The 24,163-nt window shown below is 67.8% G+C and carries 17 protein-coding genes and 3 pseudogenes; 7 read left to right on the forward strand and 13 right to left on the reverse strand.

Annotated features, from left to right (window positions below):
* Window positions 1–3: 3 nt before the first annotated feature.
* Genes ACIRS4_RS18615 through ACIRS4_RS18625 form a run of 3 tightly spaced genes read left to right on the forward strand, consistent with a single transcriptional unit; the run spans window position 4 to window position 2,904 of the window.
* On the forward strand, window positions 4–1,197 hold the full coding sequence (locus ACIRS4_RS18615; RefSeq protein WP_404196739.1) for a cupin domain-containing protein: 1,194 nt from the start codon (window positions 4–6) through the stop codon (window positions 1,195–1,197).
* Complete coding sequence (locus ACIRS4_RS18620) at window positions 1,194–2,099, forward strand: aldo/keto reductase (RefSeq protein WP_404196741.1); 906 nt, start codon at window positions 1,194–1,196, stop codon at window positions 2,097–2,099. Before ACIRS4_RS18615 ends, ACIRS4_RS18620 begins: the two co-directional genes overlap by 4 nt.
* A gap of 19 nt (window positions 2,100–2,118) precedes the next feature.
* On the forward strand, window positions 2,119–2,904 hold the full coding sequence (locus ACIRS4_RS18625) for a phosphotransferase family protein (protein ID WP_404196744.1): 786 nt from the start codon (window positions 2,119–2,121) through the stop codon (window positions 2,902–2,904).
* Between the two features lie 98 nt (window positions 2,905–3,002).
* Here the strand turns inward: ACIRS4_RS18625 and ACIRS4_RS18630 are convergent, their stop codons facing one another.
* The gene (locus tag ACIRS4_RS18630) at window positions 3,003–3,926 is read right to left on the reverse strand and encodes a hypothetical protein (protein WP_404196747.1); all 924 of its coding nucleotides are present in this window, start codon (window positions 3,924–3,926) and stop codon (window positions 3,003–3,005) included.
* Window positions 3,927–4,205: 279 nt separating this feature from the next.
* Between ACIRS4_RS18630 and ACIRS4_RS18635 the strand changes: the two genes are divergently transcribed.
* Window positions 4,206–8,237, forward strand: a complete 4,032-nt coding sequence (locus tag ACIRS4_RS18635; RefSeq protein ID WP_404196749.1) for a P-loop NTPase fold protein — start codon at window positions 4,206–4,208, stop codon at window positions 8,235–8,237.
* A gap of 335 nt (window positions 8,238–8,572) precedes the next feature.
* On the opposite strand, the gene ACIRS4_RS18640 is transcribed toward ACIRS4_RS18635, so the two are convergent.
* Entirely contained in the window at window positions 8,573–9,370 is a 798-nt protein-coding gene (locus tag ACIRS4_RS18640) for a hypothetical protein (RefSeq protein WP_404196752.1), read from the reverse strand.
* A gap of 920 nt (window positions 9,371–10,290) precedes the next feature.
* Here ACIRS4_RS18640 and ACIRS4_RS18645 point away from each other — a divergent pair.
* Entirely contained in the window at window positions 10,291–11,337 is a 1,047-nt protein-coding gene (locus ACIRS4_RS18645) for a hypothetical protein (RefSeq protein WP_404196755.1), read from the forward strand.
* 1,089 nt (window positions 11,338–12,426) lie between these two features.
* Here ACIRS4_RS18645 and ACIRS4_RS18650 read toward each other — a convergent pair.
* The 5 genes and pseudogenes from ACIRS4_RS18650 to ACIRS4_RS18670 all read right to left on the reverse strand — a co-directional run bounded on the left by ACIRS4_RS18650 (window position 12,427) and on the right by ACIRS4_RS18670 (window position 15,540).
* Window positions 12,427–12,750: a hypothetical protein gene (locus tag ACIRS4_RS18650; RefSeq protein WP_404196758.1), complete on the reverse strand. Its 324-nt coding sequence runs from the start codon at window positions 12,748–12,750 to the stop codon at window positions 12,427–12,429.
* Window positions 12,747–13,964 (reverse strand): Shedu anti-phage system protein SduA domain-containing protein, encoded by a 1,218-nt coding sequence (locus ACIRS4_RS18655; RefSeq protein ID WP_404196760.1) that lies wholly within the window; start codon window positions 13,962–13,964, stop codon window positions 12,747–12,749. The genes ACIRS4_RS18650 and ACIRS4_RS18655 overlap by 4 nt, the downstream gene beginning before the upstream one ends.
* A gap of 367 nt (window positions 13,965–14,331) precedes the next feature.
* Window positions 14,332–14,778: pseudogene (locus ACIRS4_RS18660) on the reverse strand (site-specific integrase); the annotation flags it as partial.
* Window positions 14,769–15,188, reverse strand: a pseudogene (locus tag ACIRS4_RS18665) (conjugal transfer protein TraS); the annotation flags it as partial. The pseudogenes ACIRS4_RS18660 and ACIRS4_RS18665, both read right to left, overlap by 10 nt.
* A gap of 5 nt (window positions 15,189–15,193) precedes the next feature.
* Window positions 15,194–15,540 (reverse strand): annotated as a pseudogene (locus ACIRS4_RS18670) (hypothetical protein).
* A gap of 456 nt (window positions 15,541–15,996) precedes the next feature.
* Between ACIRS4_RS18670 and ACIRS4_RS18675 the strand changes: the two are divergent.
* Both ACIRS4_RS18675 and ACIRS4_RS18680 read left to right on the forward strand, forming a co-directional pair.
* The gene (locus tag ACIRS4_RS18675; RefSeq protein ID WP_404196763.1) at window positions 15,997–16,629 is read left to right on the forward strand and encodes a hypothetical protein; all 633 of its coding nucleotides are present in this window, start codon (window positions 15,997–15,999) and stop codon (window positions 16,627–16,629) included.
* Window positions 16,630–16,972: 343 nt separating this feature from the next.
* Window positions 16,973–17,590, forward strand: a complete 618-nt coding sequence (locus ACIRS4_RS18680) for an SUKH-4 family immunity protein (protein ID WP_404196766.1) — start codon at window positions 16,973–16,975, stop codon at window positions 17,588–17,590.
* Between the two features lie 404 nt (window positions 17,591–17,994).
* Here ACIRS4_RS18680 and ACIRS4_RS18685 read toward each other — a convergent pair whose 3' ends face one another.
* The 6 genes from ACIRS4_RS18685 to ACIRS4_RS18710 all read right to left on the reverse strand — a co-directional run bounded on the left by ACIRS4_RS18685 (window position 17,995) and on the right by ACIRS4_RS18710 (window position 24,116).
* On the reverse strand, window positions 17,995–18,453 hold the full coding sequence (locus tag ACIRS4_RS18685) for a PPOX class F420-dependent oxidoreductase (RefSeq protein WP_404196830.1): 459 nt from the start codon (window positions 18,451–18,453) through the stop codon (window positions 17,995–17,997).
* Window positions 18,454–18,964: 511 nt separating this feature from the next.
* Window positions 18,965–19,096: a hypothetical protein gene (locus ACIRS4_RS18690; protein WP_404196769.1), complete on the reverse strand. Its 132-nt coding sequence runs from the start codon at window positions 19,094–19,096 to the stop codon at window positions 18,965–18,967.
* Between the two features lie 511 nt (window positions 19,097–19,607).
* Complete coding sequence (locus ACIRS4_RS18695; protein WP_404196771.1) at window positions 19,608–20,051, reverse strand: PIN domain-containing protein; 444 nt, start codon at window positions 20,049–20,051, stop codon at window positions 19,608–19,610.
* On the reverse strand, window positions 20,048–20,314 hold the full coding sequence (locus ACIRS4_RS18700) for a CopG family transcriptional regulator (protein WP_404196774.1): 267 nt from the start codon (window positions 20,312–20,314) through the stop codon (window positions 20,048–20,050). Before ACIRS4_RS18700 ends, ACIRS4_RS18695 begins: the two co-directional genes overlap by 4 nt.
* Window positions 20,315–20,514: 200 nt before the next feature.
* A complete protein-coding gene (locus tag ACIRS4_RS18705) occupies window positions 20,515–23,382 on the reverse strand; it encodes an FtsX-like permease family protein (RefSeq protein WP_404196776.1) in 2,868 nt (955 codons plus the stop codon).
* Window positions 23,379–24,116, reverse strand: coding sequence for an ABC transporter ATP-binding protein (locus ACIRS4_RS18710; protein ID WP_404196779.1), 738 nt, complete (start codon window positions 24,114–24,116; stop codon window positions 23,379–23,381). The genes ACIRS4_RS18705 and ACIRS4_RS18710 overlap by 4 nt, the downstream gene beginning before the upstream one ends.
* Window positions 24,117–24,163 lie beyond the last annotated feature (47 nt).

Below are 24,163 nucleotides of genomic sequence, written 5' to 3' on the forward strand. Positions count from 1 at the left end.
GCGTTGTCGCCGCTGAACCTGGCGGCCCACCTGGGCCAGGACGAGTTCCTGGCCCAGGTGCTCCACCGCCACCACCGCCATGTCCCAGGCGCCATCAAGGTCCCGACCGACCTGATCACCTGGGACGACGTCAACACGATCCTCTCCACCCACCGCCTGGAGCCGCCCCGCTTCCGCCTGTCCGTGGACGGCGAGATGCTGCCCGCCCACCACTACACCGCCCCGGTCGCCACTCGCCGCCACACGGTCTGGCAACGCCTGCACCCCGTCGAACTCCACACCTGCCTCACCGAGGGCGCCTCCCTGGTCATCGACGCCGTCGACGAACTCCATCCGCCCGTCGGCCGCGCTGCGATGGGGCTGGAGAGGTGGCTACGTACCGGGGTGCAGACCAATCTCTACGCGTCATGGACCCCCCGCGAGGGCTTCGGCGTGCACTGGGACGACCACGACGTCGTCGTCATCCAGATCGACGGGAGCAAGCGCTGGAAGCTGTACGGCCCCACCCGCACCGCCCCCATGTACAAGGACACCGACGAACCCGAGCCCCCGCCGGAGGAGCCGGTCGAGGAACTGGTCCTACGCCCGGGTGACCTGCTGTATCTCCCGCGCGGCTGGTGGCACTCGGTAGCCGCCTCCGAGGGCGAGCACTCCCTCCACCTCACTTTCGGCATCCAGACCACCACCGGCGCCCAGCTGCTGTCCTGGCTCGCCGACGACCTGCGCCGGTACGACGTCCTGCGCGAGGACCTCCCCGTTCACGGATCCGCTGCCCAACAGGCGGCATACCTAGATCGGCTGCGGGAGGAGTTTGCCTCCGCTCTGGGAGATCCGACTCTCATCGACCGGTATACGGCGATGCGCGACGGCACCGACCTGACCCGCCTGCGGCCGGCCTTGCCCCACATCACCGGCCTCTCCGCGGACCCGGACGTCCACGTCAGGCTGACCACCGCACGAGCCCGCCTCGTGCCCTCGGGCACCGGAGGCGGGGTCGTGTTCCGTGCCTGCGACAACGAGTGGGAGATGGCCGAGGAAGCCCGGCCGCTGCTCCAGCGCCTGATGTCCGCCGCGCCCAGCACCGTCTCCATCGGTGAGCTGGCCGCGGTGGCTGAGATCTCGGTCTCAGAGGTGGCGGCCGTCGTCTCCGAGCTGATGAACGGCCAAGCGATCACCGTGGAGGGACACGAGCGATGAGGACAGTAACCCTGGGCCTGGGCACTTACCGGATCCGCCCCTCCGCGCTGAGCGACGCCGTCGTGCGCGCAGCCTCCGCCCCCGTCGCCTCCTGGATCGACACGGCGCCCAACTACCTCGACGGGCAAGCCCAGTCACTGCTCGCCCCTTTGCTTGCCCGGCATTCGATCCCGGTCTCGACCAAGGTCGGCTTCCTGACCGATGAAGCGGCCAAGAACGCCTTCTCCGACGGTGCCCTCACCGACGAGGAGGCGGAACACGGGCACTGCCTGAGCACCCCGTACGTCCACTGGCAGTGCGCCCGCAACCGCACAGAACTCGGCCGCGACCGCCTTGACCTCGTCTTCACCCACAACCCCGAAAACGCCGACGGCGACCCGCACGAAGCCCTGCGCAACGCCTTCACGGCCCTCGAAGAGGAAGCAGCAGCTGGCGCCCTGAGCTCGTACGGCGTCGCCACTTGGGACGGCTTCGACACCGGCGCACTGAACATCCCCGATCTGCACCAACTGGCTGTCGAAGTCGCCGGTACAGAGCACCACCTGCGCGCCGTCCAACTGCCCGTGTCCCTCGTCACCGCAGACGCCCTCGCCCAGGCCCTGGACGGGGAGGGCCCCATCGCTCAGGCGCACGAACTCGGTTGGCAGGTGTACGCCTCAGCACCCCTGTTCGGCGGCGAACTCCCCCAGCTGGCCAGCCACGAACTCACCAACCTGCTGAACCCTGACCTCAGCACCGCCCAGGCATGCTTGCTGGCGGCAGCCTCCTGCCCCGGGGTGACAAAGGTTCTACTCTCCGCATCCGAACCTGCACACTGGGCCGAAGCCCACGCCGCTCTGCGGGAACCGGCCGTCCCGATCCCAACGCTGCGAAAGGTGCTGGATGTACTCGCCGCCGACTGACCCCACGGACCAGCAGCGCATGCGCCGAGCCTTCGTGCGCTCCGCGGAGTCACTGGGCACCACCGTCGCCGGCCCCGAGGCCTGGGGCTGGCACGGCCGTACCCTCAGCAGCCGCGTCGAGCACGTGGGACGCGGGGCCTGCTGGCTGAGGCTGCTCTCCGCTCCCCAGGACAAAGCAGCGGGCAAGCTTTGGGAAGGCAGTCGCCAGGCCGCCGCGCTCTTCGACGGGCACATCCGCAAGCCCCTGCTGTACGACACCATGGAGTTCACCCAGGACAGTCACGCGTACCAGGCCGAACTACACCAGTACATCGGCGAACCCGTCGTCTCGCCCAGCCCCGTCCTGCGCACAGCACTGGATCCGCCGACCGCGTGGTGGGACTCCCTGCGCAGCGACCTGGAGCATGTGAACAGCGTCGCCACGGGCCGCGTGGCCGTACGCCAGGAATGGGTGGACCGCAGCGTCCCGCGCTTCCTCGACATGCCGGCCCCCCGGATCACGGAGTGGGCGACGGCCCACGGAGACCTGCACACCGCCAACCTCACAGACGCCACTCCCTACCTCCTCGACTGGGAGGGCTTCGGTCTGGCCCCCGTCGGCTACGACGCAGCGATGCTGCTGGCCTACTCCCTACTTGTCCCCACCTTCGCGAACCAGGTTCGCGACACGTTCCCCGTGCTCAAGACGGAGCCCGGGCGTATCGCACAGATCATCGTCATCACCGAGCTCTTGCAGTCGGCCTCACGTGGGGACCACCCGGAACTCGTCGCCGCCCTCCGGCACCTGGCCGCAGACCTGTCCTGACCAACGTGCGCCGGGATCCGGGGGGTCGGTGCGTAGGACGATCGGTCTCCGGTCCGGCACAGCGGCTGTACGCAGCGCGGTCCATCCACCCGGTCGGTTCATCGACGCCTTCGGTACTCGACGATGACCTGCGGCCCGTAGACCATGATCAGGACTGCAACACCGGAGCCTGCGATCACATACCCCTCTATTGCTTGCGGGAGATCGAGCGACGCCACTGCGAACACGGTGGCGACTGTGAGGACCACGGCCACCGCGGCGCGCAGTGCGTCTCCCGTCCGGTATCTCACCGGCTGGACATCCTTGAGGTGCTCGTCGTCGAGCAGGCAGCCGATGCGGCCTTCCGCGTAGCGGCTCGCGATGGTCAAGAGCAACTCGCCAAGTTCCCGGAGTGCAGGCCCGGAATCCGTATCGAGCTTCCGCTCAGTCTCGTGGAGCTTGCTCACAACGAGTCGCGCATGCTGCTGCAGGACGGCGCGGCGATGGGAACGCAACGGAAGGGTGCCACGCGTCCGGTGCGCTCGTACAACGGCGTCCGCTACTTCCTTAAGTGCGTCGGAAACGGTCACCAGCTTGGCGACCTTCGCCTCACCGGTCGCTTGGTGAGCCTCAGCACAGGCACATATGGCGTCGACGAAATAGTTCGTTGGCCAATGAGCCCGGAATGCCGAAGGAGCTCCATCGGTCATGAAAGGGACGACGTACGGTGAGCCGCGGAGCAAGGCAGCGCACAGGTACCCGGACCCATATACGATGACTGCGACGACTCCTGCCATGGCCACAGAGACCACCACACTCAAGGCCGCGAGCCCCAGCAAGACCCCGTCCTGCCTTCCCACCCACTCGATCACGTTGGGTAAGGACAGCTTCGAGACCACCCGGTCGGATGGACGAGCGGTGAGCAGGCTGTACATCAGCGGGACCAGTACAACAGCGAGCACCCCCGACCAGACCCACGCCACCACGAAGCCCAGGGTGTCCCTGACTACCTGAAAGCGGAGTCGAACGGTGTAGATGCGCACAGAGACGCGCACTCTTCCTGGGATAGGCCGTCCAATACACAACTCGTCCAAGGCGCTGCGCAGCGTGTCAAGTTTCTTGCTTGCCACTCTCCTGCGCCGACCTGCACGCCAGGCATGTATAGGTCTGAGCATGCTTCGAGGATGCCAGTGGGATGCAACGGTCCTGGACGCCATTGATCCCTGAGCAGTGACCGACCCTTGCCACCACCACCGTTGTCAGTGACGGCCCATATCATCCGTTCACCCGTATAGCCAAGGTTCGGAGCGGAGCGGCACGACATGGCACGACAGCGTCCGTGGATTATCGAAGATTGCGCGATCGCCTCACCCGACCAGGACCGCTTCGACCATCAGTCAGTGAGTCGTGAGCTTCTCGACATCGTGCGCGGCTCAACCCAGCCGCTGGCAATCGGACTGCTGGGGCCATTCGGCAGTGGCAAGTCGTCCGTCGTACGCCTCCTGGCAGCGGAGCTCAAGGACGACCCGAAGTGGGCGATCCTGCACCTGAGCGCCGAGCGGCACAGTGGTTCCGCACGGGCGAGAGGGCTGCTCTACGGGCTGCTCGATGAGGCATGGCGGCAGGGACTCATCGGCCTCGAGCAGTGGAGAGCCGAGCGCGCGTGTCTCGATGGCGGGCGGCAGCGCACCGCACCGCGCCCTACGGCGATGTCCGCGAAGCCAGGGAAGCAGTCCTGGTACACCTACCCCGCGGCCGCTGGCGCGGCGCTGGGGTGGCTTCTGGCTTCCCTGGCCACGATCTGGTTGCTCGGCGTGGCCGTCATTGCCTTCAGCCACCTCGGCGGAATCGCGGCCGACGTGCCGGCCTGGACGTGGTTCGCTGCGCCCGGAGCCCGTCCGCTGACCACCGCTCTGTCAGGCGCCGCCGTCGTGGCGTGCGTTCTGGGCACCGCAAAGGACGGGGCGCTGTCCTCGCTGAGAAGGCACGAAATCACCCTCACCACTCCGCGCGCGGAGTCCACCGACGACTTGGAGCAGGTCTTCTCCGGCCTCATCGACACCATTGACCGTCGGCTGATCATAGCCATCGACGACATCGACCGCCTGGCGGCAAGCGAGGTCCTCGATGCCCTCACCACCGTGCGGAGCCTTTTGCTCACCGGCACCTACCGCAAGCACCCGCCGGTCTTCCTGCTGTCCTGCGACGAGGACATCATCCGCGAAGCCATCGTCGGCGTGCGTCCCGGCCTGGCACACCGACCCGCCCAGCAATCCGGCCACAAGGGGGACTCTGTGCCGACTAGGGCCGCCGAGCGCAAGGCGACCGAGGAAGCCGCGCAGGAATACCTGAATAAGCTGTTCACGGTTCGCCTCGTCCTGCCCGCCCACCACGACGCGGACCTCAGGCAGTACATCGAGCACCTTCTCACCCACCCAACCCCTCACCAACTCGTGGTCCGTCTAGGCGGGATCACGGCAGTGCGGGACGTGCTCGAGACTTTGATTCACCCGGAAGTCCGCGATCCCCGGCACGCCATCCGGCTACTCAACGCGTTCCTAGCCGACTATGGGCTCGCCATCCGACGCGAGCAGAGCAACGGCGCACCAGCTTGGATCGCCTCTGGCGAAGTGACCGGCCACCCCATCACCTTGGCGCGGCTCACCGTACTGAGGCATGACTACCGGGCTCTTTACGACGCCATCTGTGCCGAACACAGCCTGCTCGCTCTCCTAGATGACGCCCTGCTCGGCTCTGCCAGCGCACTGTGCGACCCGCTTCTCACCGCGTACACCGTCAGCGAGAAAACGGACGATTCAACGAACAGCTCCCAGAGCGACTCCACGGAGACAAGCGACTCCCTAGACACCTCCCAGGACGACAACGACATACTGCCTCGTCTAGACACCGCGAGACACCCAGGCTTGCGCTATCTACGTGCCACATCTGCCAGGGCACGGACAGGCCGCCCCGCACACCTGATGCCGCTACTCACCTTGGGCTCCACCCCCGCCAGCCGCGCCCTGGGGAGCGACCAGGCTGCAGCCATCCAACGCGAACTCCTCCAGCGCGACGCCGACGCACTACGTGACCGCCTGACAGCGACTGGGATGCGCGAACGGGTACTGCTCGCCGCCACCCACTCCCTCGAGTCGGCGCGCCCTGGCCAGGACCTCGACAACACTGTGGCCGCAGCAGTCGAAGCCCTGTCGCGCATGCCCAGCCTCGCGCACCACCTCAACTCCACGACTGACCCGGTCGGCCGCGCTCTGCTCAACCTGACCGACCGCATCGCCAGCCGACGCACGGAGACGCGCACGCCGATCGCGGCCCACCACCTTGCCGGCATCCTCGACCTCGTGCCGCCCGCCCACCTGCCTTCCCTCTACACCAGCCTCAGCACGCCCCCTCCTGCCGAATCGGGGAACACCCCCGCAGCGGAGCAGCCCGCCTTCGCCTGGGCTCAGGCCCTAATTGGTCTGCCCACCGACCAGCACAGCCGCCAGCTGCGGCCCGCGCTGGAGGCATACTTCCGCACCCTCGCCCGCACCGGCGGCACCGACGAACTGAAAGCCTGGCTTGTCGACTACAACGAGGCATCAGTCGAGCAGCGCATGCTATGGCCTCAGGATGCCTACCGCGCCCTGCTGGCGATGGCCACTCGTGCAGCAGACGGGTCGACCGTGCAAGAGACGCGCCAAGCCGTCGAGGCGGCGACTAGTTACCACCTGTGGCAACGTCCCGTCATGTTGGGCGTTTTGACCTGGCTATCGAGCGACGATGACCCACTACGTGTGCACGCTGTGGAGCTCCTGCGCCAGCGCACGGTGCCCGCTGACGAGTGGGGGAGCGCTACGGGTGCCGATACCGCTTTCGGAGCGACGCTCGCCACCGAGCTCCTCGAGCACGCCGCAAGTTTCCTCACCGACGACGAGGACGCCGCGTCCTCCGAGCAGACCGCCGAGCTTCTCCATCAATGGCTGCGGCTCCTCGGGGACCGCACCACCCCCAGCGGCCGCCAGGTCAGCGCCGTCGTAGCCGAGACTCTCGCCCAGACTGCACACACGTGCAGTCAGCTCGCTGCGGCGGCGGCCCGGCTCCTGCCCGACCTGCAGCAGCAGGACGCAGCAACCTGTGCCGTCGCCATCGCCGAAAACATCGCGACCCCGGCAGCATCGGACGACGCCGTAGCTAACTCACTCGCAGAAGCCCTCCTGGTATTCATGCAGGTCAGGACCGACGATCCCACCGCCCAGGAATCCGCTCGGACCAGTCAGAAAGCGTTGACAGCCGGCTTCACCGTCGACGATGTTCGGGGCACTTTCGCTCGCCGACACCTCGCCGCCGTCATGAGCACCGACGCTGGCCGAGAAGCGGGAACCGCGCTGGTCGACGAGTTCACGCCGCGCCTCACCCAGCACCATGTCGCTCTTAGTCGGGATCTCTTCTCCTGTCTCCATACACTGCTCGACAACCCCGCGACTCGCGAAGCCCGGCTCGGCCAGGTGTTGCAGCACCTGTACAACCGGATGAGTACGCAACCAGCTGAGAACGCAGGCTTCGCCGCCCACTACGCAGCGGACCAAGCCGTGACAACACAGTGGCTCACCTGGATCACCCAGCACTGGACACGCATCCCCAACCACGAGCGCTCATTGGCTCTGGCGGCGGCACACCGTCCGGACCTCGACCGAAGCAACGGACTCCCTGACCTGCTCGCCCAGCACCTTCTGGACACGACCGAAACCGAGCCCTGGCAGCACGCCGCAGACCTCTGGCCCACAATCGACCCCGATCGCCAGGCGGCCCTGCTGGTAGCCGCAGACGGCCGCTGCCCCACCCTCGCCGAGCAGACAGCCCTGGCATCAACTGACGTCCTCATCGTGGCGCTGAGAACAGCGAATGTCACCGCGCTTCCGGCGCTCCTTGGCCTCATCTCCGCAAACCCGCAGGCCACCCAGGCAATCTGTGACTACCTCGACGACGCTATCGCAGGACGCGAATGGGCCGAAGAGCACGCGGTCTTCCTCGCCACCGCCTGCCCCGCCCCCGGCCCACTCTGGGAAGTCCTCCTCACAGCACTCTCCAAGGGCCCCAGCACCGTCGAACGCGTCAGCCCACTCATCGCCGCTCTCCTCATGCAAAGCCGTGCCGCCGCTCCCCGCTCCATCGTCGACGAGATTGCGCCCGTACTCCGCGAGGCAACCGTCGCCAGTGCCACCGCGCTCGGCCACGCTGTCCGCCCTGCCCCCGAACTAGCAACGGCGCTACGGCGCACCTTGCACGGTCACAGTAAGACGGCCGCAGAGAAAGAGCGGACAGCTGCCTTCAAGCAGGCAGCTGGAATCCGCTGAAAGTGCACCGAGCCAGATGAGCTCCCCTCCACCGTTCCAGGAGTCCGCATCACCACATACCCCACCGGGCCCACAGGGCGTTACCCGGCTCACCAGGCTGCCGAGACGTACCGTGCCAAGGCCTCCCGCTGCCTCTCCTCGTACGAATACTGGTTGATCACTGGCCGATGCGGGGACGACCCAACCGGCCTCGCCGGACGTGTCTATCGCCCTGGGCTCCGCGGACCTAGCCGACCGGCTCGGCGTCTCCCAACGACTACGGCTGAAGGAGGATTCAGCCTGTGAGCAGGGTGGAGGATGCTCAGTCGGATGTCCGGTGCTTGACCGGCGGAAGGCTACTTACCCGAGAAAAAGGCGTTCAGCAGCATCTCGATGACAACCAAACCGACGCCGGCGATACCACCGGCTGTTGCGCTCTGGTAGAGGATCGCCACGACCACCACGGCGGCGGCGATCGCCGCCGGCTCCGGAACTCCATGCCGCGCTGAAACGATAACGATCACCGCGACAAGAACCGCTGTGATGGACAGTCGCAACGCGTCGCCCATGCGACGGGGTGGCTTGAGGTCGCCCTCGTCCAAGAGTGCCCCGAGCCGCCCCAAGGCGTACCGCTCGCTGATCGTCAATGCCAAGCGCCCAAGGTCGCGCGCCGCCTTCTGAGGCTCCTTGTCCAACTCGGCCTCCGCGCACCGCAACGCCTCTACGACCTGGGCCGCATGCGCCTTCAATGGCCCGTTGCGCCGCGAGAAAACGGGGATAGTCCCTCGCGCAATACGCGCCCCTCGCACACGCAGTACCGGGAGACGTAGTGACACCGAGCTGAGGTGATGATCGCGGTTTCCCGAGGAGCGCACGATGTCCGCGCATTGCCCAACCAGACCGACCCAGACGCTGACGCGCTCGAAGGTGAAGCCCCCTGCGCCGCACATCCGGGCGGCGGAAGCCATAACGAACCGCAGCGGGTACACCGCCAGCAGCAGCGCAACCCCACCCGCGCCTATGTCGCCAAGAGCCCACTCAGCCAGAACCTTCGAATCGCTGTAGTACGGCACCTGTTCGGCGAGCTCATCCGCTCTCTCTAAATCGTCCGCAAGCGTACCGACGATCCCGCGTAGGCAGACGTAGGCGAACACGGCCCACAGCACCCACGTTCGCACTTGCCGTTGGTGGTACCGCCGCAAGGCCACTCGAACCGGTCCTGGTACGGGACCGATACCGAGCACCTCGACATCCTCGCGCAGCTTCCGTATCGCCTCGTCTGCCTGCCGCCGGTGCCGTGCAGCAAGGCGAGCTCCGATCCAGCCCATCACCGGCCGATCATTACACCGGCTGGTCACTCACCGCTGGACAGCGGGCAGACTGCGCCCCGTTCGAGCCGGTGCTGGAGGGATCCGGTCCCCAGAACCGGCCGCGCAAGAAGCCCGACAGCCGACAAGGCTTAAAACCCGGTGCAGAATCCCGTCGATCACCTGCTGTTGGCCCCGCAACCTGCCACAACGCCCGTTGCAGACCAGCGGGGAACGGCCGCAACCGCTCCCACTCGGCGTCTGTCAGATCACCCCGCCCCATGTCCACATCAACGACTCGGACGCGGAACTGCCACATGATCGGCCGGACAAGTCACAGCGGCGTGGAGCCGGCGGACACCGGCGCCATGACGATGCCGTTGGCGTCTGGTTTCACTTTCGCTACTTTACCGATCACGTGACTATTAAGGGGAAGCGTGATCGTCGCATTCTTACGGGGGCTGGTCTCCCTTCCGCTCGGGGTCGTGGGTTTATGGATCCCCGTCCTCACGACGCGATATCTGCGTGCCCGGACGCCTTCCATGGTGACAGACGAGCCCGTACGCGCTGGTACTCCGTGGGCATGGTCCCTGGGGCTCCGAAACAGGCGAGTCCGCGAGGCAAATCGGGTCTACGTACGGAACCTGTGTGCCTACTACGATTGCTCGCACCGGGATCTGTGCCAACGCGTTGTGGTCCACATACCGTCCAGCCCGGTTGAACTGCGTCGTCGCGCGCTGAACCGTCGAGACTCCTCGGTTGGCCACATGCTCTACGCCGCACGCCACGCTTGTACGGGTTTCGGCTTCGAGACGGAGGCCGTCGACTGGCAGGCGATAGCTGGCGCGCAGTTACCTCCCCCAGCCCTGCGGGCCTACGCCCGCGAAGCGGTGGGCGCCGTCCTGTTCCTGGTCTCGTCTGGGCTGCTGACGTGGTATGTCACCAGTCCTTCGGCTCCGCACTGGCTCAGCTCGTCACCAGCATCCACCACTGCGTCCGACCGGGCGGGGGCTGCTGGCGTTGTTGTCGGCTTTCACGGCATCCTTGCGGTGTGGTGGCTTCGCCGTCGATGGACAGCGCGCTGGCGTGCATTCAGATATTCCGGAGCGGACGCCCCGGTGTTCGTCGGCCTCGGGCTCCTCTTCGCCACATCCGCTTTGGCCGGTGCCGAAGCCGGTCGTGAACGCGCTCGCTTGCTGAGGGACGTGCACCGCATGGGCGCAGCACTTGCCAAGGCGGTCGTCGTAACAGGCCGTTGTGCGGCTGGCATGGCGCCCCATAGCCGGCATGTGAACGCGACGATGAATACCGACACCGGGTCGTTTGCCCTCGGATTCGCTACCAACAGAGGTCTCGACCGCGCCACGCGTGTCCGGCTGAGGGCCGCGATGGAACCGCACACGCGTCGAGTGGCCGATGCGTTGTTCGGCTTGGTGGAACAACTCACCACGGGCAAGCCCGATGCACCTAAAAACTTGGCCGCCGCCGCGCTGCACATCGTGCAGGCATGCGCTCATGGTCGCTACCTGGCACTGCTACCCGAGGAGCTGCTCGGTGAGGACCCCGGGCGCGACCGCGTCGACGGCCGTCGTCTTGCCTTGGTCGTCCTTGGCAGTCTCGCCGTCGCAGCAGCAGTCAGTGCAATCACAGTGCGTCTCATCGGCTCGTTGTTGCCTGCGTGGCTCGGATTCGCCGTCTTCGCTGCGGTGTTTGCCGCGGCCCTGTTGTTCGCTTATGGGCAGAACGGGGCTGCCGCCCGGGTCGCTCTCGTCCGCGACACTCTTGCTGTGCTTCCCGGCGGCGGGGCGCCGTAGTCACGGACTGTCTTGGCCATCACAAGGGCACAAGTTCAGGGGCCGGACTACGGTCGCGGGCCTCGTCTGCGCGGATGCGGAAGACGGCCGCGCTTCCTCCACGGGAAGCCCCGCGAGGCATGGATGGTTCCGTAGAGTTCCCAGCACTCGATGAGCCCAGACCTGAGCAGACCGGACACGCCCGGACCTCGCCGCCGACGACGAGCAGCTGCTGCCAACGCATCATCAACCCGGCCACGTCCTGCCGGGAGGGAACCCGCAGGTCCGGCGGAAGCCGGCGCTTCAGCCACCGCGCTCACGGAATGTTCCGCCGACCGAGGACGCCGTGCCCATAGCGTGCCCTTAAGAGCGGAAAACCAGGGTCAACAGCAGTGCGAACCGACCCGCCCGACCACCCCAGGAGATGGCGTCTGCCGAGGTCAGATACGTAGAACCCATCCAAGCGCTTCCCAAGCTGAGAACGCGAATTCGATTCTCGTCACCCGCTCTTCTTAAAGCCCCAGGTCAGCGGCCTGGGGCCTGCATATTGATGAGCCGTCGCTGCGTTTCGCGGGCCTCCCGCCGTCGACGATTGGGCACGCGGAGGGCACGAGTTCCTTGAGGCGGCAAGCCGCCCGCGTCGCGGCACGGCGCTGACCTGATCTTTGACGTAGCCGAGGGAGAGGTTCGTACGGTCCGAGCCCTCAGCCCGCCGCCCGGACAACACCGGACACTCGCCCCACACCGCACGTCGTCGTGGGTGGATGCGAATCTCATGCGGAGGCGGGCACTTGACCGCGCAGGAGCCTGCATCAGAGCGGAAGGTCCCCAGGGAATACCCGAGCGGCCACCAGCCCGCTTCGTTTGTCGGCCTCATGGCGACTGCAGCTACACCACTGACGTCCCCACGCCGTTTGGCGCAGCGTGACCAAGCTTGCCGACGTTCCTGCGATGCCCTACGCGCGGACGACGACCACCCTGGCCATGGGCGACTAAGTTACGGACGGCAGGGCGGAGGACATCCTGGGGCAGAGCAGGGCTTCATGTGCAGAGGCCTGGCCGCCTCCCCTCAGCCAGGCGCGTCCGTTGAGGCCTCAGCACGGTGCGTGGTCAGGTGCGTCCCTGCCGTAGATGGCGGGAAGCGGCGAGGCAGGAGGACAGCCATGTCGCTTCATCGCGGTTGATGATCAGGTCCGCAACGGTGATCATCCCGTCCATCGGGCCGTCGAGCCGAATCGAGTGGTCACCGACGAGGAACATCTTCCAGTCCGCGTCGCTGTGCCAGAGCCGCGCGGTTTTTTGGCCCCGACGCTGGGCGAACACGAGTTCCTCTCCGTACTCGTTCATGAAGTATCCGACGTAGTCCTTGTCGGTGATCTCACCGCCGCACAAGCGGGCCAGGAGCGGTTCGATCGCGGGTGGTGTGTCGGTCATGCGGCGGACTCCTCGTCGGGGTCGGGGTCTGCGTCCTGCTGTGCCGATGACAGAGCCAGCACGCGGGAGGCTGAATCCAGCAGGGTCTCGTATGTGATCACTTCTATGCGCGCCTGGTGTGTGTTGTAGGTTCGCAGCGTCTCCGCGATCTCCTGGGAGGTAACGCCCCCGGTCACGTACCGTGAGTGTCCGATCACGACAGTCGCCGACGCCCGGCGGGTGTCAACTCCGTGCTCGGCCAGGATGCTCGGGCGGTTCTCGTCCATGGTCCGGAGGTAGTTCTGCGCCTGGGACACCGCGCGGTGCGCCGGGGCACCCAACATGAGGTGGCCGGAGCGTCTTATAACCAGGTCCTTGATGTTGGCGCGCTTGAGCTCCACGACGTGCAGGGAGCCGTCGCCGCGCAGGAGCGGGATGTCGAGGATGGCGTCCGGGGTGTACTGCCGGCGTGCCAGCTCGGCCACGTAGGCCCCGCCAAAGATCCATTCCTGGTTCTTCAGACAGCCATGGAGGGCGCTCTCGGAGCTGTCCGGGTCCTCCACCGCGGTACGCAGGGCCGCCAAGCCGACCTGCCTGGCCCGCAGTTCGAGCAACTGGGCCAGCATGCCAGCGTCGACATCGGCCAGGACCTCGCTCATCATCCGGGCGGCCCCGGCGGAGGCGGGCCGGGGCAGGTTGCGGAGGACCATCTCCATGTGTCCGTATTCCTGGAGTCGTCTCACCTCCTTGGTGGAGAGCCGGATCCCGCCCTCGCCGTCCCCCAGGCCCAGGTAGTCTACGGACTGGGCTATGCCGCGAAAGAGGTCACGGGCGTCGGCGGCGCTTGCGCCAGGCTTGTCGCGGCACAGGACGTCAAGCGCGGCGACCGCCCTGTCCGCACCCAGTGCGGCCATCCTGCGCATGTGTTTCTCGCTGCGCTGTCGGGCTTCGTCGTCGTAGTAGTTCTCAAGAATGTCAAGGAACAGTTCGCCTCCGGCATAGGCGGCGAAGCGCTGAAAGCGCTGGGCGAATGCAAAGTCGCCTTGGAGGATGGCCTCTTGGGCCACGTCCTCCAAGGCGTTCACCAGCGGCCTGCCCTTGCCGTACGTCCCACCGAGGCCGCCCATGATGTGTAGCACCGCGTCGACGCGCTCCCGGACGCGCGCGTCCTCAGTCAGTTCCCGTGCCGTCTGGACTAGTTGCCAGAGCGTGAACCCGGATCGAAATGTCGTCACGCGGGCACACTAGGGCCGGCCACTGACAATCACGCGCCAGCAGTCTCTGTGCACGCGCGAAGGCGTTCCCCGACTGAACGTCCGACCGAGTCCGGCTCGACACCGTGCCCGTCGAGAACGCACCGTGCCCACCAGTCTTCGCGCCCCGTGCCCATAGCGTGCCCGTAAGAGCGGACAACCACGGTCAACAGCGGCGCGATCCGGACCGCACGACCGGCCGAGCAAATGCCATCTGCGCAGGTCATAGACATGGGGACCAGTCGAGCGCCGTCGCTTCCCAAGCTGAGAGCGCGAGTTCGATTCTCGTCACCCGCTCCATAGCTGAGGCCCAGGTCAGAGACTTGGGCCTTTTTGCTGTCCGTTGCGATCAGTTACCGCGTGCCAGATTCGTGCCAGAACGCTGATCGCCGGGTTCGTCCGGCGGATCGTCTGGCACGGCCGCAGCTTCCCGGCGTGCCTTGCGCACCGTCGCGTCGAGTCCGGCAGCGACTTCCTGCTGTCGTTCGTCGTCGGAGTGCTGGTAGATCAGCGCGGCCTTCTCCGACGACTGGCCGGCACGGACCATCGTGTCCTTGAGAGACCGCAACGCGAGCCTTCCGCCGCTTCCGGCCAAAGGAGCTACGTCGGAACGGAGCGCCCTTCTCACCGAGGAAGACCAGCCCTTCCGGTCCCTTGCCCGCGAACAGCTCCATGTGAATGCGCAACTCAGACCGCAGGAACTCGGGCAGGAACGCTGTCCGAGTTCCCGCCTCAGACTGGTCTCGCCGGGGGCCCGACGGCCGTTGGTCCGCTCCGGCTCGGCGAGTCGAACGCGATCAGCCGCAGTTCGAGCCGTCCGGGCTTGGTCGGGTGGATGTGGACGGCGTGAGCGGCCCATGCGTGCCGCAACCGGTCGGCAGAGGCGATGAAGTCCTCGGGAGCCTGTCCGGCCGCCATGCGCAGCCGCATGACCAGTCCTGAGCCGGTCGGCCGCGGGAACGACCGGCGAGGCGGTACGGGACCCGCCTCCCGGCCGACCATTCGGGCCGTGGCCCGGCGGACGGCGGAGGCCGGGACGGTCAGGCCGCAGGCGTCCATGGTGGCCCGGTAGGGGGTGACCACGCGCAGGGCGACCAGCGGATACCCGACGAGCCACCAGAACGCGGCCGGCAACCGCCGACGCAGCACCAGTAGCGCGACACGAGCGACCAGGCACAGCGTCAGCGTCCACAGTGTGTCGGTCACGGCGGTCAGCCCTTCACCGGCGCGGGACTGGTGGCCATGACCGCGTCCGCCCGGTAAGCGATGCCGTGGCGCATGCGACCGCCGAACTCGCTCTCCCAGGGCCGGGCGACGAGGCCGGACAGGAGTACCGGAGCACCCATCACCAGGCCTTCGCCGATACCCGGCTCGGGAACGGTGACCTTGATCATGTCCGAGCCTCCCTGCGCGATGAACACCAGCTCCAGGACCATCAGCCGCTGGTTCGTCGTCGGTCGACGGCGACCTCACCGGTCTGACGGTCCTTCACCTTGACTTCCGGCAGCTTGGTGACGAGCAGCGTTGCGGCCGAGACGTCTACGGGGATGACACGCATTTCTTGAACCTCACTCGTCGGCAGTGCCCCGCCGGGCTCTGCTTGGACTGGATACCCCCTAGACAGCACAGGGAGCGGTCCGCCCTGACTGACTAGGGGAGTTGACGCCAGCGATAGACCGAAGCCCCATCGCCTGTCCAGGGGGTGTCCAAGCGAGCCTTGAGTGACGTGACGGTGCTGGGGCGGAGGCGACAGCCGTCATGCCCCCATGACCTTGAGAGAAATGCACACCAAGCTGACGTCGATATGTGCGGGAAATCGACTGCCGTGCGCCGGGGCAGATTTCTAGTCTGACGACACGGCGGTGTGGCGGACCAGGGGGAGCCGACGGTGGGGACAGAGAGGCGAGTCTGGGGACCCGGCAGCGGCATCGAGTCCCCGGTCTGGGCGCCTGTGGTAGTGCGAGCCGTGTTGCTCCTCCTCGCGGTGTACAGCCTTGTTCGCTGTTTGTCCTGGGTGGAGGAGGAGTACCAGGACACAGTGCGGTACAGGAACGCTTCCGTCTGCCCGGCCGGCCAGACGTCGGGCAACGCCATGGACGACTGCGTCGAGCAGGTCACGGCACAAGTCATCGACAAGAAGGAGGGGAGGAGCTGCACGGCGGACGCCAACGGCAACGTGTCCTGCACCATCCCCACGTACGACCTGAAAGTCCGCCATTTACGAGGCCCCGAATCGCTGACAGTCAGAGAGCGGACGTACCGTGACGTGAACGTCGGAGACCCGGTCGTGCTGCGCTTTTGGGACGGTGCCGTGGCACGGATGGAAGCGGGTGGCCATACCGAGACGTATTACTCGCATCCCAAGTTCCAGTTCGCCTGGGCGCTGGCCGTCGTTTGGATGGTCTCGGGAGCAGTGTTGGCCGCACTGGCGATTGCCGCTGGTTCTTCACTGGGCTACTTCCTGCTTGCATGGCTGCTGCTGGCCCCTGCAGCCACTGCAATCGCGTTCGAACTGCTATCCGGCCCACTGAAGTTTGGACACTGGCTCATCGCCGTCCCGCTTGGCGGGGGCGGACTGTGGTTCCTGATCTTCGCATGGTTGGAACGGTCGGAACCGGACTGGTCGGAGGTAAGACGCCAGTACTAAGGGCTGTCCCGGGACCGCCCTTAGGCACTGTTTCTCGGATCTCCGTACGCGAGCGCAGTGTTGAGGTCAGGCTGGCTGGATGGGACGCGGTGACCTGACGAACGCAGAATGGGATCGGCTCGAGTCGTTCTTACCTCGTGGTGGTGCCCGTGGCGGCCGGTGGAGTGATCACCGGCGGGACCCCTGGGGTCAAGCGAGCTTGAGCGGCCTGGCAGAAACGGAGTCGCCGGAATCGCCTCGACCCGCAACGCTGTTGTCGTGACCGCTTCCGTCCCCTATAAATCCCACGGCGCTCCGCGGTCGGCGGGCCGCGGTCGGCGCCACCGAGTTCGGAGTTCCGGAAATGCTTTTCGACATCACTCGCAGCGAACTCGTCGACATCTTCGGCGAGGACCGGATCGCGACCCTGCCCGCCACCGCTTTCCCGCCTTCCCTCGCGGGCGCCGAGGGCGCCCGCCTTCTGCAGACCGTCGGCGTCCCCACCGGGACGCTCCGGCTGCGTGAGCCCGACGAGGACTCCGGCCGGCTACCCCTCGTCCAGGACATCGTCGACGCGGAGAACTTCGAGGACGCCTCGGAAAACGCGGGCGAATGGCCCGTCATCGGCTGGCTGTTCAACGCCCACCTCGCCCTCGACCCTGGTTCCGGCAAGGTGCACGCCCTCGACTCCGACGAGGAGACCGTGGTCGAACTCCACGCGGACGTCTCCTCCCTCGTTCAGGTCACCCTCCGGTTCCAACGCCTGCTCGAGGAGTTCACCTTCAGCGGCGACGAGGACGAGGAGGAACCCGATTTCGAGCGCCTGGAGCGCGAGGTCGAGCGCATCCGCGAGGACACGAGCGGCATTGATCCGCTCCCCTTCCAGGACGACGAGACCGTCTGGTCGGTGGTCGGCGAGGAGATTGCCGCGGGCCAGCGCTTCAGGGGCAACAGCCCGGGAGTCCGCTCGCTCTACGGTTGATCGCTGACTGACGTCGCCCACGAACCGTGTTCCTAGGCAATGTTGCTGATGTACGCAGAACCGACGGACGTTCCAGATCAGCCCGGGAGGCGAAGCGGTCCGGTCGACCCCGGCCGGCTGCAACCTCCTGCTGTCGGCAGATCAGCGCGGCCGCCTCGGAGGACTGGCCGCCGCGGACCATCGCGTTCTCGGGGACGACGGCACAGAGGCCCTGAACCCAGACAGCTCACAGCGCGATGGCCTGCGCCAGATCCGCATCAGCAGCCGCCCGGCACACTACGACGCGCCTCTCTGGCACATCGCGTGAACAGAGACGGTCTGTGGCTGTCAGTCGAACTACCCGATTCCGCGCGACCATGCTGGTCGCAGCCATCAACGAGTGGCTATGACCAGCACGCTCGCACCTAGCCGTCGATGTCCAAGGCTGTCCCGTACAGCCGCTCCACCCTCAACCGAATGACGATCCTGCGCTCGGCGACCAGCTGCTGGAGGAACGCGTCTTCGTCCTCCGGCTTCGCGGCCGTCGGGATCATCGCGAGCAGTTCCCGCCCGACCGCGTCGCCGGGAACCGTCGTGATCTCGGAAGCCTCCGCCGCGCCCTCGGCGACGGCGAACGACCAAACGTCGCCACCCTGCACGTGCAGCGCCGCGCGCGGGTTGCGCTGCAGGTGCTTGACCTTGATGCGGTCGGCCGTGGTGGACAGCCGCACGATGCGTGCCTCGGGGTCCCAGCTGTAGAGCATGGTGGTCAGGTGCGGATGGCCACTTTGCTTGACCGTGGCGAGGGTCCCGAACTGTTGCCCGGCAAGCAGGTCGGAGAGGGCTTCGTCGGACAGGGAGCGAGGCGCTGGTCCTTGAGTCATGCTGTGATCAACTTCCTTGACCTCACCGGCATTCCACGCCCCTGTGCCACCATCCGCTTTCGCAACAGGCCCTGATACGGCAGCCGATCCGGCGTCCATAGCGATGATGCCAATCACGCCTCGGTCGCACCCTCCCCAAGGCCGCTCACCGATGCCCGGGGCGCATGCTCGACGGCGAACGTGCAGGGCAACCAGGTCAGGCCCTGGAAGTTGGGTCGGCCTGCCTCCCATCCGCCAGTGGTAGGCCGTGCCGCCGACGACGATCCGTCGTGATCCCTTGCGGACCAGTGTTATGACACCCCTCTTGAACACTGAAGATGCGGCCCAGCCCCCGCCGTTTGTCTCAGTTTCCGTCTCGTCAAGCGCCGTTCGCGGCCGTTCAGACGGGACCGGAGACGGAAGCCGCCCAGACAACCGGCCGCCCATGAACGCAGATGAACGGCCCTGTACGCGCCCCCCACGCAGCACCACCACAGTTGGAAAGCGTGCGTGTGCCCTCGGCGCGCGGCGGTCAGCGCTCGCCCCACAGCAGCCGTTCACCACGCGTACTGCGCACCTGGACGCGGTCGGCGTCCACCTGGCAGACGGTGCCGTAGAACGTAGCGTCGGGGAGGTCTACCTTGACGGTGTCGTAGACCCCCATGTCATCCTCGACCGGCCGAGTCCACGCCTTCGCACAGTGATCGCAGACGTAGCCGACCACATCGCGTCCCTCGACAGTCATCGGCTTGCCGGGCGGACCGCTTCGATGAAGCACCGAGGGCACGGGTCGGCGGTGTGCGCGCCTGCTGTTCGGGACATCGCCCGATCCTGCTGTACAGCAACGAAGTACAACAACCCCAGCAACCGCCAGCGACCGACACCGGCCCGCACGAGCCTCGCCGCAGCAGCCTGGGGGGTTGTCCGGTGGGGCCTGGCGACGGCGGTGTTCCGCTCATCGGCAGGGTCGTCAACGACTCCGAGAGCTGGTCGGCGTGCGCCGGGCCGGCTGCCGCTTCCATCGCCGTCGGGGAGCTGTCGGAGCGATGGCATCGATGCCGCCGCCGAAGGAAGTCGCAGGCGTCCTCCGGCACCCAGTCTGAGGCAGCCCGCACGACAACCGCACCAGAGCGGGGAACAGCGGGAACGAGTACTTGACTGCCGAGGGTCCTGCGTCAGAGGGGAAGGTCGTCGGGGAGCACCCGGAACGCCTTGTAGCGGCCCAACGGGCGTACGGCCCGGAAGTATCGTCGGTCGAGGGTCAGGATCGCGTCCGTGTCGTAGTCGGCGGCGAGGGCCACGTTCACCGCGTCGGCGAGGTCGAGGTCCAGCGCGCGGTAGCGGACACGGACGGACTGGGCGGCGCCCAGGTGGTCCTCCGTGATCTCCGGCATGACGACACGGCCCCGGCTCATCCAGCGGCGCAGGTCGTCGACCGCGCTGAGGGCAGCCTCCCTGCCGAGTTCACGCGTCGCCACGTGGTCCAGTTCGGCCAGCAGGAGCGGGGACATGACCAGCAGGCCCGCCGCCATGATGGCCTCGTTCGCCGCCCGGTGTTCGGGGTGAGCCGAGTCCAGGGCCGCCAGCAGGCCGGACGTATCGGCGATGACAATGATCACGCGGCGGATCCGGAGCCCGATCCGGTCTCACGCCGGACGGCCTCGGTGACCGTGTCGCGGATCTCCGGCTTGGACAGCGTATGCCCCGGCCCCTCGAAGGTGCGTGAGAACAGCGGCTCGTCCCAGACCCGGTTCGCCATGGCTGCAAGGTGGATGCCCTGGCGGATGATCTCGGCCTCGCTTATACCTCGACGCTTGGCGGCCTCCTTGATGATGGCCAGGTCCTCGGGGTCCGCGTAGACGTTGGTGCGCTTCATGGACATGTACCAAGAGTAGTCCATGTACCGGATTGATGTATCAGTGGCGGAGGCGGAGCGCGATGCCGTCATCGCTCGGTTGCACCCTCTCGAGCACTTCACCGGCCGGCTGCCGCCGATGCCCCGCGTTTCCGGCGTTTCCCACACGGTGTGCCCCGGACGAGGGTGATCCACCCTCGTCCGGGGCACGGTCCGGCAACGGAGGCTCAGTGCGCGGCGCGGCGGGCCAGCGCCCCGCGCGAGCGGGTCACCAGCGCGGCCAGCAGGGCGGCGCCGAGGGGCACGGCCACCAGGAGGGCGGCGAGTGTCTCCCAGGGGACGACGATCGGCACGTACGGCGGAGCGTCACCGGCGCCGCCCCAGCCCTTGTCGAGAGCCTCCTGGTAGAAGCGCATCTGCTCGCGCTCCTCGGTGAGCCGCAGCCCGACCGCGGGCAGGACACCGGCAGCCGAGCCGAGGACCACACCCATCGCGGCGACCACACCGCACTGGAAGCCGCTGAGCGTGCGGCGCACCCGGGGCGGGGCGCCGACCGCGGCGAGCGTCTTGAGATCGGCCTCCGCGTCGGCCTGGGCGAGACCGGTGGCGATGCCGGCCGCACCGATGGTGACCAGGCCGGCGAAGACGGTCAGCGCGAGCAGGACGAGCCCGTTCTCGTCGACCCAGCCCTGCTCCACGGTGAGCTCGACGTCGCTGCCGAGCTTGGCGATCTCGGCGTCGAGCTTCTGCCGCTCCTCGGTGCTGGGCATCCGGTCGGTGCTGAAGAAGGCGCCGAGAGGGACGGTGGTCAGCCGGGCGGCCTTGGCGGCGGCGGGGCTGAGCACGCTCTGCAGTCCGTAGGACTCGGGCGAGCCGGCCACCTGGTAGGCGGGGAAGGACTTCAGCTCGCCCGGGACCGGCTTGTTCTGTTCGGCGGCGTGGTCGGCGGCCTTCGGGTCGGTGATCAGCTTGATGCCGACGGTGCCGTTCCTGTCGACCTGGGGCTTGTGGAAGCTGAGGAGCTTTCCGTCGGCGAGGGCCTTGGCCGCGCCCGGGTCGTCGATGCCGAGGACCTTCAGGAGCGGGGCGTCGGCGATGAGGAGACCACCCTCGACGTAGATGCCGTTGCCGTCGCGCGAGAGGCAGCGCCAGTCCTTGGCGAGCGCGCGCCGCTGCTCCTTGGTGTACTTCTCCGCCGGGTCGGAGCCGTCGGGGGTGCTGACCCACAGCGGGCACTCGTTGGCCGGCGGGATGACGACCTCGAAGCGGCCACAGCCCTCGCCCTCGCCGTACGGGGCGCAGCCGGGCTTGCCGACGGCGATCCGGAACACGTCGGCGCGGACGTCGACGGGCAGCGTCCGCTGCACGGCGTCGCGGACCTCGGGGACGTCCCGGCCGCCCTCCTCGGTGACGAGCGCGGCGACGGCCCCGTGCGGCAGGCTGGCCCGGTACTCGGCCAGACTCTGGGCGTCGCGGCTCGCGGCGTACGTCGAGACGGCGACGCTGCCCGCGACGGCGGCAAGGACGGCGGCGACAGCGGGTGCCGTACGGCCCCGGTTGCGGACGGCGTCCCGCAGGGCGAGACGCGGCGAGAGCGGCAGCCAGCGGCCGGCCCGGCCGAACAGGCCGACCAGGGCGGGCGTCATGGCGACCACACCCAGCTCGGCGATGGCCGAGCCACCCGCGACCAGGATGAACTGGTCGGAGACGACCGAGCCGTACAGGGCGATGGCCGCGCCGAGCAGGAAGGCGCCGAGGCCGATCAGCGGCAGCACGCGGTTGCTGCGGCGCACACCGCGACGGCCGGTGAGGGAGGCCAGGACGGTCTGCCGGGAGGCGGTGACGGCCGGGACGATCGCGGAGAGCAGGCCGGTGAGGACGGCGAGCGCGGCGATGGCGAGCAGTTCCAGCGGCTTGACGTTGAAGCCGCCGAACCGCTGCCCCAGGTAGTCCTCGAGGAACGGCTGGAGGGCGAAGGTCAGGATCAGGGCGAGGACCGTGCCGACCAGGGCCGCCGCGACGCCGATGACGAGGCCGCCGCTCAGCATGATGGCCCGGATGTGGCTGCGGGCACCGCCGTTGGCGCCGACGAGGCCCAGCTGGCGGCGGGAACGACGGGCACCGACGGCGAAGGCGGGACCGGCGAGCAGGCAGATCTCCAGCATCGCCAGGCCGACGACCGTGCCCACGGCGGCGAGCGCGGCGGCGTCGGCGGCCCCGCTGCTCGCGTAGTTGGCCCAGCTTTCCTTCTGGTAGAGCGGCACCTCGGAGTCGGCGGGCGGGTCGAGGGCCACGGCGCGCGAGGTGACCAGGACGCCCTTGGCGTTGATCGCCTGGACCGTGTTCCACGTGAAACCACCGGACTTCTTCACCAGGTAGGTGGTGGAGACGTCGGGCTTCGGCAGTCCGGCCTTCTCGACCGCCTTGGCGTACGGCGCGAGGAAGGCCCCCGGCAGGGCGTCGACCTGCTGTGCCGTGAGGTCGCTGGGCAGCTCGTACGAGCCGCTGATCACATAGGTGCGGTCGAAGCCGCGGGCGGTGAGGGTGGAGCCGACGGACAGCCCGCTGCTCTCCAGGAACCGGGTGGTCGCGGCGATCTCGTCGTTCTTTTCGGGGAAGCGGCCCTCCTGCAGCCGCATGATGCCCCGGGCGACGGGATCGGCGGCGGCCAGCTCACGTACCTCGGTCTGGAGCAGACCGTGACTGGTGGTCAGCTTGGCGCTGCCCCTGCTGTCGGTCAACACCGTCGAACCGGCCGGGATGGTCTTGGTGACATCGGTCGGGCCGTCGGGCCAGGACTTGCCCGGCGAGTCGTAGTCCCCGGCCGGGGTGTGCTGCTCGCCGCTGGGGTCCTGCAGGATGGCCACGCCGGCCGTCCGGGCGTCGGAGAAGCGAGCGTCGGCGGCACCCAGGGTGCGCTCCATCCGCTGCGCGGGGGTGAGTTCGGCGCTGCGCACGGTCAGGTCCAGGGCGCTCACGCCCAGGATCGGCAGCGCGATCATGGCGAGGACGAGGAAGCTGCGGCCCTTGGAACGCCAGGCGTCACGGCGGGCGATGCGGACCGCGGCCCGCCAGGAGTGGAACCAGGTCGTCACCGCTGGGCCGCCCGGCCGGTCAGGAGCGACTCGGCGTCGCTGCGTACGGTCTGATCGACGACGGCGCCGTCCCGCAGGAAGACGACCCGGTCGGCCCAGGCGGCGAACCGCGGCTCGTGGGTGACCATGATGCCGGCGGCTCCGGCGTCGCAGCGGGAGCGCAGCAGGGCCAGCACGGACTCGCCGGTCTCGGAGTCGAGGGCGCCGGTGGGCTCGTCGGCGAGGACGAGCCGGCGGTCGCCGACGAGGGCGCGGGCGATGGCCACGCGCTGCTGCTGGCCGCCGGACATCTCGTCGGGGAACCGGTCGGCGAGATGGCCGAGGTCCATCTCGCCGAGGGCGGCGAGGGCCTCGGTGCGGGCCTTGCGGGCCGATATGCCGTCCAGTTCGCGGGGCAGGGCCACGTTCTCGGCGGCGGTGAGGGCCGGGATGAGGTTGTAGTCCTGGAAGACGTAGCCGATGCTGCGACGGCGCAGGGCGGCGAGCCCCTTGATGCCGAGGGCGGTGACGTCGGTGCCCTCGACGAAGACCTGCCCGGAGGTGGGGGTGTCGAGGCCGCCGGCAATGGTGAGCAGGGTGGACTTGCCGGAGCCCGACGGGCCCATGACGGCGACGAGTTCACCGGGGTGGACGTCGAGGTCGATGCCGCGCAGGGCGTGCACCTCGGTGGCGCCGGAGCCGTGGACGCGGGTCAGGTTCTGCAGACGCAGCACGGGCTGTTGCTGTGTGGACATGGTTCCCCCTCGGGCGTACGCCGGTGAACGGCCGGACGTCGGTGCGA

The organism is Streptomyces sp. NPDC101166 (assembly GCF_044768125.1).
GTDB lineage: Bacteria > Actinomycetota > Actinomycetes > Streptomycetales > Streptomycetaceae > Streptomyces.